The following is a 13,867-nucleotide window of genomic DNA, read 5'->3' as shown; positions in this document are numbered from 1 at the left end:
GGCGCGGACTGGGGGTATGACCGACGAAGCCGAGCGCGGTGCCGCCCCGGGAAATCGCGCCGACGAGCCCTCTCCCGTCGCGGACCGCGCGGACGATGTCGCCGAGCGCGCGGCCGTGGCGAAGCGCGCCGCGGAGGCGGGCGCCGCGGTCGCGAACGAGAGCTTCCGCAGCGACATCGCGGTGGAGACGAAAGGCGAGGACGACGTGGTGACCGAGGCCGACCGCGCCGCCCAGCGCACCGTCATCGAGGCGATCCGCGAGTCGTTCCCGGACGACGCGGTCGTCGGCGAGGAGGAAGACGAGCGCAAGACCGTCCCCGACGACGGTGCCGCGTGGGTGATCGACCCCATCGACGGGACGAATAACTACGTCCGCGACGTCCGCGTGTGGGCCACCGCGGTCGCGGCCGTCGTCGACGGCGAACCCGTGGCGGCCGCGATCGTCGCGCCCGCGCTCGGCGACACCTACACCGCCGACGCTACGGGTGCGTACCGCAACGGCGAGCCGATCGCGGTGAGCGACGTGGACGAGCCCCGCGACGCCGCCGTCGACCCGACGATCTGGTGGGCGTACGACGCCCGCGACGAGTACGCCCGCGCCTGCGAGGCGATCGTGGCCCGCTTCGGCGACATGCGCCGGCTCGGCGCCGCGCAGGTGGTGCTCCCGACCGTCGCGGACGGCGGGCTGGAGGGGACGATCACGAACCTCCGCGCGAACCCGTGGGACACGGTGGCGGGGGTCTTCGTGATCCGGCAGGCCGGCGGGCGCGTGACGGACTTGGAGGGGAATCGATGGCGTCACGACTCGACCGGGTTGGTCGCCTCGAACGGCGCCCTCCACGACGAGATCCTCGCGGCCGCGAACGAGATCGAATCGGACTGATACGTGGTGTACGGAGTTGTTCCCGGTCGATTAGGGATCATCGGTTAGTGGGACAAGGCAGCCGACCGGTGGGTGGAATCTGTCGCCGAAGCTCCGGACGCTCGCTTATAAATAGCTGGTAACGGATCGGCGGCGAACACCGCCAAAGGCCCAGCCGCGAGGGCTCGCGCGACTCGCTGCGCTCCTCAGTCAGTCGCTGCCGCTCCTTCCTTGCGGTGCTTGCGTCGTCGTGCTTCGCCCTCGCGGCTGCCCCTTTGAGGTCCCTCCCCACAGCACCGCAACCGCGCCTCACGCCTCCCCAGCCTCGTCGGTGGTCCTCCGCTTCGCTCCGGACAACCGACTCCCTCGCGCGTGCGACTCGCGCCCTCCGGGCACTCGTCGGCACGCGCCACCGCATCGTGAGGGTGTTCGAGGTCGCGGTCGCGTCCCGGAGCCGAGGGTTCAAATTCGGGGCCGGCGAATCGGGGCGTATGTACGCGGTCGTCGGCTGCAACGAGTGCGCCAACATGTGGCTGGTCACGGACCCGGAGACGAGCGAGACGGCGAAATGCTCGCGGTGCGGCAAGACCCACAAGACGGCCAAGCTCAAGCGCTTCTTCGAATCCGACGAGCGCGCGGCCGCACAGGAGGCGCGGTCGGCGCTGCTCGCGAAGAAACGCGGCGACAGCGCCGCGTTCGCCGAGGTCGACCACGTCTCTGAGCTGGAGGCCGCCGTCGAAGAGGCCGGCATCGACGACCGCGAGTACCTCGAATCAGCCGGAATCGACGCCGACGCCGTCGACGAGGCCGCCTCGCGCGCCGAGGGCGACGGAGGCGGGTCGCGGAGCCGAACCGAGGTCGTCCGCGACGCGGTCGACGCCGTCGACGACCCCACCGAGGCGGCAGTCGTGGAGCGCGCCGCGGCCGACGGCGTCCCCGCCGACGCGGCCCGCGAGATCCTGACCCGCCTCGCGCGTCGCGGGGAGGTCACCGAGTCGAACGGTCAGTATCGCGTCCTCTGAGATCGGTTCTGAGCGTCTCAGGTCCGCGTCTGGACAAAGCACTTATATTTCGCTTGAGAGGGGACTCACATGGACACCCGCACAGCCCTCCTGGCGGCGGCCGCCGCGCTCCTCGTCGCGAGCGCGGTCGGCGCCGTCGCCGCGCCGGACGCTATCAGCGACCCGCGCGAGACGAACGAACCGCCCGGCCGGATCGACATCGCCGGCGCGACCGTCGCGCCCGGCGAAGTCCGCGGCGAGACCGCCGAACTCCGGCTCGGCACCGACCTCCGACACCGCGGATCGACGGTCGAGAACGTCACCGTCCGTCACCGCGCGATCGGCAGCGAGTCCGGTCTCCTCGCGGACGAGACGACGGTCGACGTCGGCGACGTCGACGTCGAGGGGGAACGCACCGTCAACGGCACCGTGACCGTCGACCGCGAGGGCGGCTACCGCATCGAGACGGTCGTCTTCGTGGACGGCGAGCGCCGCGAGCAGCAGACCACCCGGGTCGCCGGCGTCGCGGCGCTCACGCCCGACTACGCGGACACGCAGGTCGGGTTCACCGACGGCTCCGTCTGGCCGACGGTCGCGGTGAGCGTCGTCGAGGCCGACAACGAGACGGCGACGCTGTCGACGTCGATCTCGGTGACGAACCGCGGCGACGAGCCGAGCGAGGACATCGACCTCCGACTGCTCCTGCGGCAGGCGGAGTCGAACGTGATCGCCGCGGAGGCGACCGAGACGGTCGGCACCGTCCGCCCCGGCCGCACCGACACCGTGACGGCGACCGTCGAGGTCCCCGACGGGTACAACTACTACGTCGACGCCGCGCTGTTCGACGACGACGTGCTCGTCGACGAGACGCAGGGCGTCGCGAACCTGAACCCGCGGGAGACGATCAGCGCGAACGAGACGGTCCGCGACGTGGAGTTCTCGGTCGGGGACTTCGAGCGCGGCGAAGAGGGCGCAGCGGGCGACGACGCCGCCGACGGCGCCGCGCCGGACGGAAGCACCAGCGACGACTCGACGCCCGGATTCGGTCCCATCGTCGCGCTCGTCGCGCTCGTCGTCGCGGCGCTGACCGCGCGGAGGCGACAATGACGGACGAACCGCCCGCCGAGAGCGCGGCCGACGACGGTCCCCACGCGAGCGACGAACCCGCGACCGATCCGACTCACGACCCACAGCCCATGACCGACGACACCGACGCGACCGACCGCACAGAGACGGAGTCCGAAGGCACCGACACGAACAAATGGACGGAGCCGGTCGATTCCCCCGGCTTCGACCGCTTCTCGACCGACGACCTCCGCGGGCTGCTCGACCGCGTCGGACTGGCCGCGCTGTCGCTGCTCGCGGTCGTCGCCGGCTGGGGGTTCTACAGCCAGTCCGGGAACGCGATCCGCACCTGGTTCGATCCGGCCTACCAGTCCGTCGCGCTCGCCGTGTTCAACCTCGCGGTCCTGCTCGTCGCGCTCGCGGGCGTGACCCACCAGCTCCGCCGGATCCGGGCGACGGAACCCGACGGCCCAGACTGAGCCACCGCGGGAAAGCGAAGCTCCTCCCTTCGCTACTCGTCGGGGATCTGGTCGGTGTCCGCCGGAATCTGCTCGACCTGTCCCGCGAGCGTTGCGGCGTCGCCGGCGACGGTAGAGGCGTCGACGCCGGCCTCGCCCGCGACCAGCCGGACGTGCGCGGCGAGCAGCGCGAGCGCCCGGAGCCCGGCGCCGTCGGGGTCGTCGGCGGTGCGCTGAGCGAACGTGGTGTCGACCTCGCCGTCGCGGACGACGCCGACGTGGACCGCGTCGATGTCGTCGCCGTCGAGGAGGTCACGGGCGCTGGCGAGTTCCGTCTCGAAGTCGTCGCTCGCGGACGCGTCGGCGTCCGCGGGGGTGTCGTCGCTCATACCGTGCCTCGGGCGAGCGGCGTGAAAAGCGCGGCGGCGATCCTGTGCGAGACGGACCGGCGAGACGAGAGAACAGCGGAAACGCAGCGGGTACGGACTTACTCCTCGGGGCGGGGCCGGGCGATGAACAGCGCTTCTTCGATGGTGAACGGGTCGTACGTCGACTGGTGGCAGACGCAGTACGTTCCGTCGCCGGCGTCGTAGCGGGCGGACTCCTCTAACACCTTGTACCCCGGGATACAACAGAAGTGCGTACAGACGTTGAGATACGCCATGAACCCCTGGTCGGTCGACGCCTGGAGCCACTCGTTGTTCTGGGCGGCCTCCTCGATCTCCGGTGAGCGGATGACGACCGCGTTGAGGTTGGTCTCGGCGTCCTCGGAGCGCCACGTGACCGACGCGGGCTTGCCGACGCCCTCGCTGCCGATCCCGTTGCCCCACTCCGCGTAGTCGTCGAAGTCGTCGATGTGGATCCGGTCGCCGCCCGAGTACGTGTTCGACTGCCAGTCGTACGGCGGGCCGCTCGCTGCGCGGAATAGGTTGTCGGACTCGAAGTTCGGCTGGACGTTCTCTTGGGACTCGACGCCGCAGTACTGGAACCACGCGCCGGTGTAGGTCTCCCCGCCGAGCTCCTCTTGAGCGACCTCGATCTCCTGTCCCTCCTGGGTGACGGTGGTCGTCTCGGGCCAAATCCCCTCGATGTAGCCGTCGTCGGTGACGCGGAGCGGGATCTGCGGAAGCCCGCGGGGCGCCGGGCCGCCGGTATGCGCGATGGTCTTCGCGATCGTCGACCCGCCCCCGACGCCACCGGAGGTCGTCAGGGTGTTCACGGTCGCCGACCCCATCGCGCCAACCCCCGCGAGGGCCGCGCCGCCGACGACGCCCTTCACGAAGCGTCGCCGCCCGGACTCTGACGGATACTTGTCGGACGCACTCATACTCGGTCGTCAGGGAGGATCGGTAAAAAGGGTGACGAACCCTCTACCGCGCCGAGAATCGGATCCCGGAGCGGTCGTCGCCGACACTCCGAACCCGCCCGCCTCTGAGCCGAGTCGCTCGTCGAACGCGTCCCCGCGGACGAAGTCACACAGAAACGATCGTGAACGTATTTACTCGGTCCCGAGGCAAACCTTCGTCCGGACCGCGGTTTTTAACCGACCCCGACCGCAGTATCCGTGGTATGGAGCTGCACAATCGGGACGTGCGGACGGACGTTCGGGAACTCGGGGCGCTGGTGGGAGACGTCCTCGCCGCGCAGGCCTCGACCGAGGCGTACGAGACGGTCGAGACGCTTCGGAACGCGGCGATCGCCTACCGACGGGGAGACGCCTCGAACCGCGACGACCTCCACGAGGCGGTCGACGGTCTCTCGACCACCCGCGAGGAGGTCGTCGCCCGCGCGTTCACGACCTACTTCGAGCTGATCAACCTCGCCGAGGAGCGCGAGCGGGTCCGCGCGGTCCGGAACGCCGACGACGGGACCGCCCTCCACGACTCCTTCGACGCGACGATAGCCGAGTTCGCCGAGAACGGCGTCGACGCCGCCGAGCTTGAGGAGCTGCTCGCGGACGTGCTCATCGAGCCGACGTTCACCGCCCACCCGACCGAGGCCCGACGGTCGACCGTGAAGTCCAAGCTCCAATCCATCGCGAACCACCTCGAGGAGCTGGACGAGCGCAACCTCACCGACCGCGAGCGGCGCGCCGTCTGGCGCGACGTCAGCGCCGAGGTGACCAGCCTGTGGGGCACCCGACAGGTCCGCCAGCGAGCGCCCGAGCCGGAAGACGAGGCGAGAAACGTCCAGTGGTACCTCGAGAACACGCTGTTCGACGTGGTCGGCGACGCCTACGAGGAGTTCGAAGAGACCATCTCGAAGGAGTACGACGACGTCGACTGCCCCAAGCTCTTCGAGTTCCGCTCGTGGGCCGGCTCCGACCGCGACGGCAACCCGTTCGTCACCCCCGAGGTGACCGACGAGACGCTGGAACGCCAGCGGGAGATCGCCGTCGAGAAGTACCGCGACCGCTGTAAGCGGCTCTCGGCCGTGCTGAGCCAGGACGGCAATCGGTACGCCGACGGCGACGCGCTGGCACGGTCGCTCGCGGCCGACGCCGAGCGATTCCCGACGGTGGTCGAGGAGGCCCGCGAGCGCTACCCCGACGAGCCGTACCGCCAGAAGCTCCGGCTGATGCGCGAGCGGCTCGACCGCGTCAACGACGTGCGCCCGGGCGAGTACCCCGACGGCGACGCCTTCCTCGACGACCTCGACATCATCGCCGAGTCGCTGCGCGCCGACGGCCAGGAGTCGGTTCTCGAATCCTTCGTCGAGCCGTTCCGCCGGCAGGTCGACACGTTCGGGCTGACGCTGGCGTCGCTCGACCTGCGGGACCACCGCGAGAACCACACCGAGGCCGTCGCCGAGGCGGTCGGCGTCGAGGGCGTCGACTACCGCGGGATGGACGAGTCGGAGCGCGTCGACTTCCTCACGGAGGCGATCCTTCAGGAGGACCCGGTCATCGACCTCGACGAACCGGGCGACGTCTCGGAGACGACCGAGCGCGTCCTCCAGCGATTCGAGTCGTTCGCGGAGTGGCAAGAGGAGTACGGCCAGCAGGCGATAGACACCTACTGCATCTCGATGACGGAAGAGCCGAGCCACGTGCTGGAGGTGCTCTTCCTGTCCGACCAGGTCGGCGTCGTCTCCCTCCCCGACCACTGCGCGGTCGACGTGGTCCCGCTGCTCGAAACCGAGTCGGCGCTCAACGGCGCCGAGCGCATCCTCGGCACCCTCTTCGAGAACGAGGCGTACGCGACCGCGCTCGAGACCCGAAACGAGGTTCAGGAGGTCATGCTGGGCTACTCCGACTCCAACAAGGAGAACGGGTTCCTCGCGGCGAACTGGGACCTCTACGAGAACCAGCGCCGGATCGCCCGGTTCTGCCGCGAGGAGGACGTCACCCTCCGGCTGTTCCACGGCCGCGGCGGCTCGATCTCGCGCGGCGGCGGCCCGATGAACGAGGCGCTGCTCGCGCTGCCGAACGAGACCGTCACCGGCCAGGTGAAGTTCACCGAGCAGGGCGAGGCCATCGCCGAGAAGTACGCCAACCCGCGGATCGCCGAGCGCGAGCTGGAACAGATGCTCGACGCGCAGATCCGCGCTCGGAAGGAAGCGAACGAGGAGCCGGTCGAGAACGTGCCCGACCGGTGGGTGGAGGCGATGGAGATCATGGCGCCCGCCGCCCGGGAGACGTACCGCGACCTGTTGAACACGGACGGGTTCGTCTCCTACTTCGAACAGGCGACGCCGATCAGCGTCGTCGAGAACCTCAACCTCGGGTCGCGGCCCGCCTCTCGGTCCGGCGAACGTAGCGTCGAGGACCTGCGGGCGATCCCGTGGGTGTTCTCGTGGACCCAGACCCGGCTCATCCTGCCCGGCTGGTACGCGGTCGCCTCCGGCATCGACGCCTACCTCGACGAGGTCGGCGAAGAGGAGGGGTTAGCGACGCTCCGCGAGATGTTCGAGGAGTGGCCGTTCTTCCGGACCACGCTCGACAACGCCTCGCTGGCGCTCGCGCGCACCGAGCCCGAGATCGCCGCCGAGTACGCCGACCTGGCCGACGACGACCTCCGCGAGCGCTTCTTCCCCGAACTGGTCGGGGAGTACGAGCGCGGTCGCGAACTGGTCTTGGAAATTAGCGGCCGCGACCAGCTGCTCCGCCGCGAGTGGCTCGAAGAGAGCCTCGGCCGCCGCAACCCCTACGTCGACCCCCTGAACCTGCTTCAGGCGAACCTGCTCGGGCGGACTCACCGCACCGACGAGGAGGAGCGAACCCTGCGGCTCACCGTCAACGGCATCGCCGCCGGGATGAAGAACACCGGATAAGCGCGACCGACGCCCTCGCCGGCGGCCGCCTCGTTTCCCGGTTCGCCGGCGCAACCGATTCTGCGACCTGGTTCTCCCGATCACTCTGCGACCTGGTTCTCCCGATCACTCTGCGACCCGATTCTCCTGTCCAGCCGATGGACCGAGCCGACGCCACGTCGTTGACACGGAAGGGAGACGGTCGTCGACACCGATCCGATTTGATATAGCGGTATTCAATATATGTCGGCGATCGACCGGAACAGAGAAACACCGGGAACAGACGGAGATCAGCCGTAAAATCGGACGTACGGTGCTTCCGAGCGCGGCCGCGGCTAATCGATTACGGCGAAAACGGACAGAAAAGCCGAGTTACGCGTAGCGTTCGAGTTCCGGCCGGTCGAGATCCTCGAAGACCTCGGTCGCGACCTCCGAGAGGAACGCCTCGCCCTCGTCGGAGACGCGGCGACCCTCGCCGCTTGCGGTGGTGACGAGCCCCTCTTCTTCGAGCGCCTGGAGCGCCGAGCGGATGAGCTTGCGGGAGCCGCCCTCGTGCTCGCCGGGGCGGACGGAGTAGCGGTTCGAGCCGCGCTTCTTCGAGCCGTACTCGGTGGCGAGCCGCTCGATGCCGACCGGCTCGTTCTGCGCGACCTTCCGCAGGAGGCTCGCAGAGCGGACGTACCAGAAGTCGTCCTGCTCCGGGGGAAGCTCCTTACCCGCACCGCTCTTGGTGAACTCGACCCAGTCGGGCTCGTCGATCCGGTCCTCGAGTCGCGCGGCGACGGCCTCGATGAGGTCGTCGGCCGGCACGTCGTAGATGGTTACCATTGAGGTGAATTTCAGCCTAACGTCGTTTAAACCCATCGTATTCGAGAAGCGTCGTGTGACCCGTTTTCACGGGAGAGCGGACCCAGGAACGGAACCGCGAGGGCGCGATCTCGCCGCCGACTCGCCGAGCAGCTACTCGACGTACTCGTACTTCCGCTCGTTCATCCGACCCCAGCCGGTGAAGACGAACTCCCCGTCGGGCTGGGTGAACTCCTCTATCTCGCGTTCGACGTCCATGTCGTACTCGTGGACGTCGTGGACGTCCTCGTACTCGTCCCACGTGAGGTCGTAGCGGGCGTCGAGCTGGTCGTCGATGTCCAGTCCCTCGATCTCCGCGCGCCACCCCTCGCGGATCGTCTCGGCGTGGATCTCGGCCTGCGCGCCGGAGCCATAGGAGGCGACGAGCAGCGTGTCTCCGACGAACTCGCTGTCGCGGGTCAGCGCGTCTCGCAGGGCGCTCACGCGGGCGATGTGGACGGAGCTGGTGTACCAGTTGCCGACCTCGCGCGAGAGTTCGAGCGTCGGCTCGACGGCGGTCTCGTACCACGTCTGGTACTGCTCGGTGGTCTTCAGGTCGTCCATGTACCCGCGGATCGCCTCCTCGTAGGCCTCGCGGTCGTCGTACTCGCTCTCCCGGGGTTGACGACCGATCTCGTCGGCGAGCGCGTCCTCGTGGGCGGTGTCGCGGATGACGTGGCGATACGCCAACAGCGCCGCCTTCCGGACCATTCCGGGGAACGGCGTGTGGAAGGGGGCGTAGGTGAAGTCCTCCAGTTCGATGTCGTCCGTGACGGACTCGTAGTCCTCAACGGCCTCCCGCAGCCGAGAGAGGTACACCTGAACCGACCGCTTCCCGTCGACGCTGGGGAACTGCTGGTTCGGCTTGAGGAAGTCCGTCTCGTCTTTCGACCCGTACCCCTGATCGGTCGACAGCTCGACGATCGAGGGCTCTTCGTCGATCAGCATCGCGACGGCACCGGCGCCCTGCGTCGCCTCGCCGGGGTCGCCGCGGGCGTACAGCGCCGTGTCCGTCGTGATAACGATCGCGGGACGGTCGCGGTTCCGGCCGGCCCGGATCCAGTTGTACGCGTCGTCTATCGCCTGCGTGCCGGCGAGGCAGGCGAACTTACGCTCGCCCTTGTTCGCGTGGGTGAAGTCGCCGTCGTACACCTGTTCGAGGCAGCCCGCGATGTACGTCGACACCGGCTTCGAGTGGTCGAATGCGGACTCCGTGGCGACGTCGATCCGACCGACATCCGCCGGCTCCAACCCCTTGCGGTCCATCAGTCGCTTCGCGGCGTTCGCGCCCATCGTGACGATGTCCTCGTACACGTCCGGGAACGAGGAGTTGTTGAGTCCGAGCCCCTTCGTGTACTTCTCCGGGTCGTCGCCCTTCTCCGGCGCGAACGTGCCCGGGAGGTCGAGCTTGAGCTTGCCGGTCCAGATCTCGATGCCGTCGATCCCGACTGCGGTCATACACGGTCGTTCACGAGGACGGCATATGGCTTTGTCGATGGCGGGTACGTCGATCGTGGAAGAGTCCGCGGCGGCGACTCACTCCCGCTCGGGGGCGAACGACGCCCCATCGGTCCGGACGGCTTCGCCGGCCGTGACCGATATCCGGCCGTCGCCGGCGAACCAGCCCGCGCCGACCGCCTCGAACGCCCCGTCGCGGAGGTCGGCGTCGCCGCCGGCGGTCAGGTCTATATCGCCCGCGCTGGCCCCGATCCAGGCGCTTGCGGAGGTGGTAACGGCGGCGTCGCGGACGGAGAGGTCGCCGCCCGCGCGGAGCGAGACATCCCCGGCGTCGGCGCCGAAGAACCCCTGCGAGGAGGCGTCGATCGCGGCCCCGGCCCCGACGGAGAGGTCGCCGTCGGCCGCCAGCGCGACCGCCTCCCCTCGTATCGTGACGCCGTCCCGGACCGTGACGCGGTCGGCCGTGGTCTCGACCGGAACCGCGACGTCGACGTCGTCGAACACGACGAGATGGCCGTCGACGGGACCGAGGAAGGCGAGTTCGACCGCGGTGTACGTCTCGTCCCGGACGCCGTCGCCGTCGCTGTCGACGTACGCGACCGCGTCGGTCGGCGCGTCGAGGACTTCGACGGTCGTCGTTGCGTCGTCGTCCCCGGTGTCGACGGTCAGCGTCTGCTCGCCGACGTCGGTCGGAAGCGTCTGCCAGCGCAGCGAGACCGTCCGGCGCTCTCCCGGCCGAAGCGTGACCTCGTCCGAGTCGATCTCCTCGTCGCCGACGCTGAGCGCGACCGTCCGCGTCCCGTTCTCGTCGCCGACGTTCTCGACGGTCGCGTCGACGGTGAGCGGGTCGCCCGCGTCGACCGTCGCGTCGACGGCCCCGATTTCGACATCGAACTCCGCGGGGCGGAGCGGGTCGAGCCGCAGGTCGACGGTCGTCGTCGCGTTCGGCTCGACGGTCGCCGTGGCCGCCGAGACGGCGAGTCCCGGTGCGGTCGCCGACACCTCGTACTCTCCCGGATCGAGACCGTCGACCCGGTACGCGCCGCCGGGTCCGGTCGTCACCTCGGCGACGCGGCCGGCGCCGTCGACGGCGACGGTTGCGCCCGACAGGGGAACGACGGACCGCCGGATTCCCAGCGAGGCGCCGGAAGCGACCCGCATTGACGCCGTGTCGGGACCGACGACTGTCCCCTCGATCGTCCCCGTTTCGGCGGTCGGAGCGGGTTCCGGAGTCAGCGACGCCCGCTCAATCTCCTTCCCCGAGGGCTCGTGGTAGAGTCGGACCTCGTTGGACGCGTCTGCGACGAGCGCGTCCGAAACGGTGCGGCGGTCCCCGGGAGCGAACTCCCCCGATGGCGGCGCGAACGGATACCGAGTCGTGTTTCCGTTCGCCCTGACGACGACCGCGAGCTCGTCGTTCGGGAGTGCGTCGCCGCCGAGGTGGCTGACCCGGAGGTCGGTCCCGTCCGCGCTCAGATCCGCGGAGACGACGACCTCGTCGCCGCCGGAGGCGACATCGCCGATGTAGACGATCCCGACGGCGCTCGCGCTCAGGACGAAGACGCCGAGTAACAGTATGACCCCGACCGTCTCCGACTGGGCGCGATCGGTAGCGGGGCGGGACATGAAAATGGCTGGTCGGATCGATCTCCGCCGAGGCGGCATTTCAATACCCTGTCCCGTCTATCGGGCGTGATAACGCTGCTCCGGCGGACACGGCCGACGTGCGTTCGACGCGATCCGTCGACCGCGCCTGACCGACGGCGCCGGGTCAGTTCACGACGAACGTCGTCTCGGTCGCCGCGCCCGAGTCGCTCCGCGTGAATCCCACGGTGTACGGGTCGTTCTGTCCGCCGTTGGAACCGACGTCGACGCCGGACAGCGTGACCGTAACCTCGGTGCCGTCGGCGATGTCGCTCGCCGCGGTGAACTCGGCCGTCGCGGACTCGGCCGAGGCGGTGACCGAGACCGTCCCGTCGCCGGTGGTCGACCCGGTCGCACCCTGATAATCGACCTGGAAGCTGTTCCCGCCGCCGATGCGCGACTGCGGGTCGTCGAGGTCGATCTCGACGGTCTCACCCTCGGCGAGCGATCCGTTCAGCTGGAACTGGAACTCCTGGTCTTGGTTGGCGGTGTTGACAGGAAGCGATTCCGCGCTGACCGGGCCGAAGCTGTTGAATCCGGAGTCGACGACCTGGCCGACGATCCGGTCGACGTCCTCGCCCGCGGTCGCGTACAGGTAGAACTCGTCGCCGGTGTTCGCCTGGCTGGGGTCGAAGAAGGCGGTCGTCCTCCCGTCGTCTCCCGTCTTATCGCTCGTGACGAAGTCGACCGGACCCTGTCCCGTAGCCGATCGCTCGGCGTACGACGCGTCCACGACGGCGTCCTCGACCGGATCGCCGGACTGGCCGTCGGTGAGCAGAATCCGTAGTTCGCGCCCGCTCGGGGGTATCTGGACCGTCTCGTTCTCCAACCACTCGACGTCGAAGCGGTTCCCGGCCGCCGCGCCGCCCTCGGCGACGTCGAAGACCACGGACTCGTAGGCCGGCCCCGCAGTCCCGTTGATCGCCGCGACGAGCGCCCCGGTCTCGTTCGGCTCGAAGAACGCCTGCCCGCCGTCGCCGGTCGTCCGGTTCGCGCCGTCGAACGAGACCGTCGCGTCGGGCACCGGGTTGTTGTAGCGGTCGCGGACCTCGACGCCGACGGGTTCACCGACCGCGGCGGTCCCGGACCCGACAGGCACGACGTAGGCCGGTTCGGTGTCTCCCGACGCGTCGAGCGACACCTCGGAGAGCGCCAGCCGATAAGGGTCCGAGCCGTTCTCCAGCGTCACCCGGATCGTCTCCCCGGTCGCGTTCGGTGTCGCGCTTGCGCCGGCCGGGAGCGCCTCCGTCCAGCGATCTGCGAGCGTCTCCGGATCGTCGACCGCGGTGGGGAGTTCGAGGGTGACGTTTCCGCCCACCGGTTCCAGCGGAACGGTGGTGTCGCTCGCGGACACGGCCCGCGCGTCGACGCTCCGGGAGGCGATACCGCTCTCCGACACCGACCCGGTCAGCGCCGTCAGCGAGATCCGGTCGTCCGAGACGGCCGTCTGTCCCGACCTGAGCAGGACCGAATCGTCGAACTCGGCGGCGACGAGGGAGTGCTCGTAGGTGAGCCGCGGGGCGCCGTCGAACTCGTTGTAGCCCGCCTCGTAGCGGAGCGACCGCGTCGAAAACGCCGGGCTCGTGTTCCAGAACGCGGCGACGTTCGGATGTGAGCCGGCGCCGACGGTGGCGTTTCGGACCCGTATCGCGCCCGTCTCCTCGGTCTCGATCGACCCCGACACGGGCGGCGGGTTCACGAAGAACGTCCGGGCCGGATACCGCGTGCCGAGTCGGATCTGCGTCGACCCCGTCGACCCGGTCGACCCCGATCGGAGGACGTCGTTCCGGAGGTCGACGAAGTCGTCCTCGACGCTCTGGCTGTGTTCGAACTCGACGTCCGCGTTTTCTGTCGGGACGACCTGAACCTGATAGACCCCGAGCGCGACGATCAGGAACCCGAACAGGATCACCGTCCCGACCACGACCGACTGGCCCCGACGGTCGCGACTGAATCGCATTGTGAGAGGTCGACACCGAGCGGGTATAAAATCCTCCGTCCGACCTCTCAGTCGCGATACTCGGGGACGCGCGGTCCGGAAACGAATCGATTAGTCCGCCCGCCGATCCGTCAGCCACGCCGACGCGACGGCCACGACGGCGGCGAATCCGCCGATCAACACCGCCTGCGTCCAGTTGAAGTCGAGCAGCGTCCCCGCGACGAGGGTGACGAGGAGGAAGGAAACCGTGAGGGCACCGAGCGTCGAGCCGAGGTCCGCGGAGGCGTCGGTCATACGCGGACCTCGGGCCTTCGGGCGATAAATCGGCCGATCCGGCCGAAGC

The 13,867-nt window shown here is 69.2% G+C and carries 12 protein-coding genes; 5 read left to right on the top strand and 7 right to left on the bottom strand.

Features of this window, described 5'->3' with window-relative positions:
- Positions 1 to 16 precede the first annotated feature (16 nt).
- The 4 genes from ACODNG_RS11250 (at position 17) to ACODNG_RS11235 (ending at position 3,407) form a co-directional block, all read left to right on the top strand.
- Complete coding sequence (locus ACODNG_RS11250) at positions 17 to 883, top strand: inositol monophosphatase family protein (RefSeq protein WP_434521380.1); 867 nt, start codon at positions 17 to 19, stop codon at positions 881 to 883.
- Positions 884 to 1,353: 470 nt separating this feature from the next.
- Positions 1,354 to 1,884, top strand: coding sequence for a DUF5817 domain-containing protein (locus ACODNG_RS11245; RefSeq protein WP_434521379.1), 531 nt, complete (start codon positions 1,354 to 1,356; stop codon positions 1,882 to 1,884).
- Between the two features lie 69 nt (positions 1,885 to 1,953).
- Entirely contained in the window at positions 1,954 to 2,970 is a 1,017-nt protein-coding gene (locus tag ACODNG_RS11240) for a DUF7490 domain-containing protein (RefSeq protein ID WP_434521378.1), read from the top strand.
- The gene (locus tag ACODNG_RS11235) at positions 2,967 to 3,407 is read left to right on the top strand and encodes a hypothetical protein (RefSeq protein ID WP_434521377.1); all 441 of its coding nucleotides are present in this window, start codon (positions 2,967 to 2,969) and stop codon (positions 3,405 to 3,407) included. Before ACODNG_RS11240 ends, ACODNG_RS11235 begins: the two co-directional genes overlap by 4 nt.
- 32 nt (positions 3,408 to 3,439) lie before the next feature.
- Here ACODNG_RS11235 and ACODNG_RS11230 read toward each other — a convergent pair whose 3' ends face one another.
- Both ACODNG_RS11230 and ACODNG_RS11225 read right to left on the bottom strand, forming a co-directional pair.
- Positions 3,440 to 3,775, bottom strand: a complete 336-nt coding sequence (locus ACODNG_RS11230; protein ID WP_434521376.1) for a hypothetical protein — start codon at positions 3,773 to 3,775, stop codon at positions 3,440 to 3,442.
- A gap of 98 nt (positions 3,776 to 3,873) precedes the next feature.
- A complete protein-coding gene (locus ACODNG_RS11225) occupies positions 3,874 to 4,713 on the bottom strand; it encodes a ubiquinol-cytochrome c reductase iron-sulfur subunit (protein ID WP_434521375.1) in 840 nt (279 codons plus the stop codon).
- A 242-nt stretch (positions 4,714 to 4,955) separates the two neighbouring features.
- Between ACODNG_RS11225 and ppc the strand changes: the two genes are divergently transcribed.
- Positions 4,956 to 7,658, top strand: a complete 2,703-nt coding sequence (ppc, locus tag ACODNG_RS11220; protein ID WP_434521374.1) for a phosphoenolpyruvate carboxylase — start codon at positions 4,956 to 4,958, stop codon at positions 7,656 to 7,658.
- 351 nt (positions 7,659 to 8,009) lie between these two features.
- Here the strand turns inward: ppc and ACODNG_RS11215 are convergent, their stop codons facing one another.
- The 5 genes from ACODNG_RS11215 to ACODNG_RS11195 form a co-directional block, all read right to left on the bottom strand.
- Positions 8,010 to 8,465: a 30S ribosomal protein S19e gene (locus tag ACODNG_RS11215; RefSeq protein WP_434521373.1), complete on the bottom strand. Its 456-nt coding sequence runs from the start codon at positions 8,463 to 8,465 to the stop codon at positions 8,010 to 8,012.
- Between the two features lie 132 nt (positions 8,466 to 8,597).
- A complete protein-coding gene (gene hmgB, locus ACODNG_RS11210) occupies positions 8,598 to 9,941 on the bottom strand; it encodes a hydroxymethylglutaryl-CoA synthase (RefSeq protein ID WP_434521372.1) in 1,344 nt (447 codons plus the stop codon).
- Between the two features lie 78 nt (positions 9,942 to 10,019).
- Positions 10,020 to 11,567 (bottom strand): carboxypeptidase regulatory-like domain-containing protein, encoded by a 1,548-nt coding sequence (locus ACODNG_RS11205; protein WP_434521371.1) that lies wholly within the window; start codon positions 11,565 to 11,567, stop codon positions 10,020 to 10,022.
- A gap of 145 nt (positions 11,568 to 11,712) precedes the next feature.
- The gene (locus ACODNG_RS11200) at positions 11,713 to 13,545 is read right to left on the bottom strand and encodes a hypothetical protein (RefSeq protein ID WP_434521370.1); all 1,833 of its coding nucleotides are present in this window, start codon (positions 13,543 to 13,545) and stop codon (positions 11,713 to 11,715) included.
- Positions 13,546 to 13,635: 90 nt separating this feature from the next.
- Positions 13,636 to 13,818 (bottom strand): hypothetical protein, encoded by a 183-nt coding sequence (locus ACODNG_RS11195; protein ID WP_434521369.1) that lies wholly within the window; start codon positions 13,816 to 13,818, stop codon positions 13,636 to 13,638.
- Positions 13,819 to 13,867 lie beyond the last annotated feature (49 nt).

Origin of the sequence: Halorubrum sp. AS12, from assembly GCF_051122765.1 — an archaeon.
GTDB lineage: Archaea > Halobacteriota > Halobacteria > Halobacteriales > Haloferacaceae > Halorubrum > Halorubrum trapanicum.
This window is presented reverse-complemented; position numbering and strand designations above follow the sequence as displayed.

Coding starts and splice junctions, on each gene's coding strand:
- ACODNG_RS11250 (WP_434521380.1), top strand. CDS start 17: ATGACCGACGAAGCCGAGCGCGGTGCCGCCCCGGGAAATCGCGCCGAC.
- ACODNG_RS11245 (WP_434521379.1), top strand. CDS start 1,354: ATGTACGCGGTCGTCGGCTGCAACGAGTGCGCCAACATGTGGCTGGTC.
- ACODNG_RS11240 (WP_434521378.1), top strand. CDS start 1,954: ATGGACACCCGCACAGCCCTCCTGGCGGCGGCCGCCGCGCTCCTCGTC.
- ACODNG_RS11235 (WP_434521377.1), top strand. CDS start 2,967: ATGACGGACGAACCGCCCGCCGAGAGCGCGGCCGACGACGGTCCCCAC.
- ACODNG_RS11230 (WP_434521376.1), bottom strand. CDS start 3,775: ATGAGCGACGACACCCCCGCGGACGCCGACGCGTCCGCGAGCGACGAC.
- ACODNG_RS11225 (WP_434521375.1), bottom strand. CDS start 4,713: ATGAGTGCGTCCGACAAGTATCCGTCAGAGTCCGGGCGGCGACGCTTC.
- ppc (WP_434521374.1), top strand. CDS start 4,956: ATGGAGCTGCACAATCGGGACGTGCGGACGGACGTTCGGGAACTCGGG.
- ACODNG_RS11215 (WP_434521373.1), bottom strand. CDS start 8,465: ATGGTAACCATCTACGACGTGCCGGCCGACGACCTCATCGAGGCCGTC.
- hmgB (WP_434521372.1), bottom strand. CDS start 9,941: ATGACCGCAGTCGGGATCGACGGCATCGAGATCTGGACCGGCAAGCTC.
- ACODNG_RS11205 (WP_434521371.1), bottom strand. CDS start 11,567: ATGTCCCGCCCCGCTACCGATCGCGCCCAGTCGGAGACGGTCGGGGTC.
- ACODNG_RS11200 (WP_434521370.1), bottom strand. CDS start 13,545: ATGCGATTCAGTCGCGACCGTCGGGGCCAGTCGGTCGTGGTCGGGACG.
- ACODNG_RS11195 (WP_434521369.1), bottom strand. CDS start 13,818: ATGACCGACGCCTCCGCGGACCTCGGCTCGACGCTCGGTGCCCTCACG.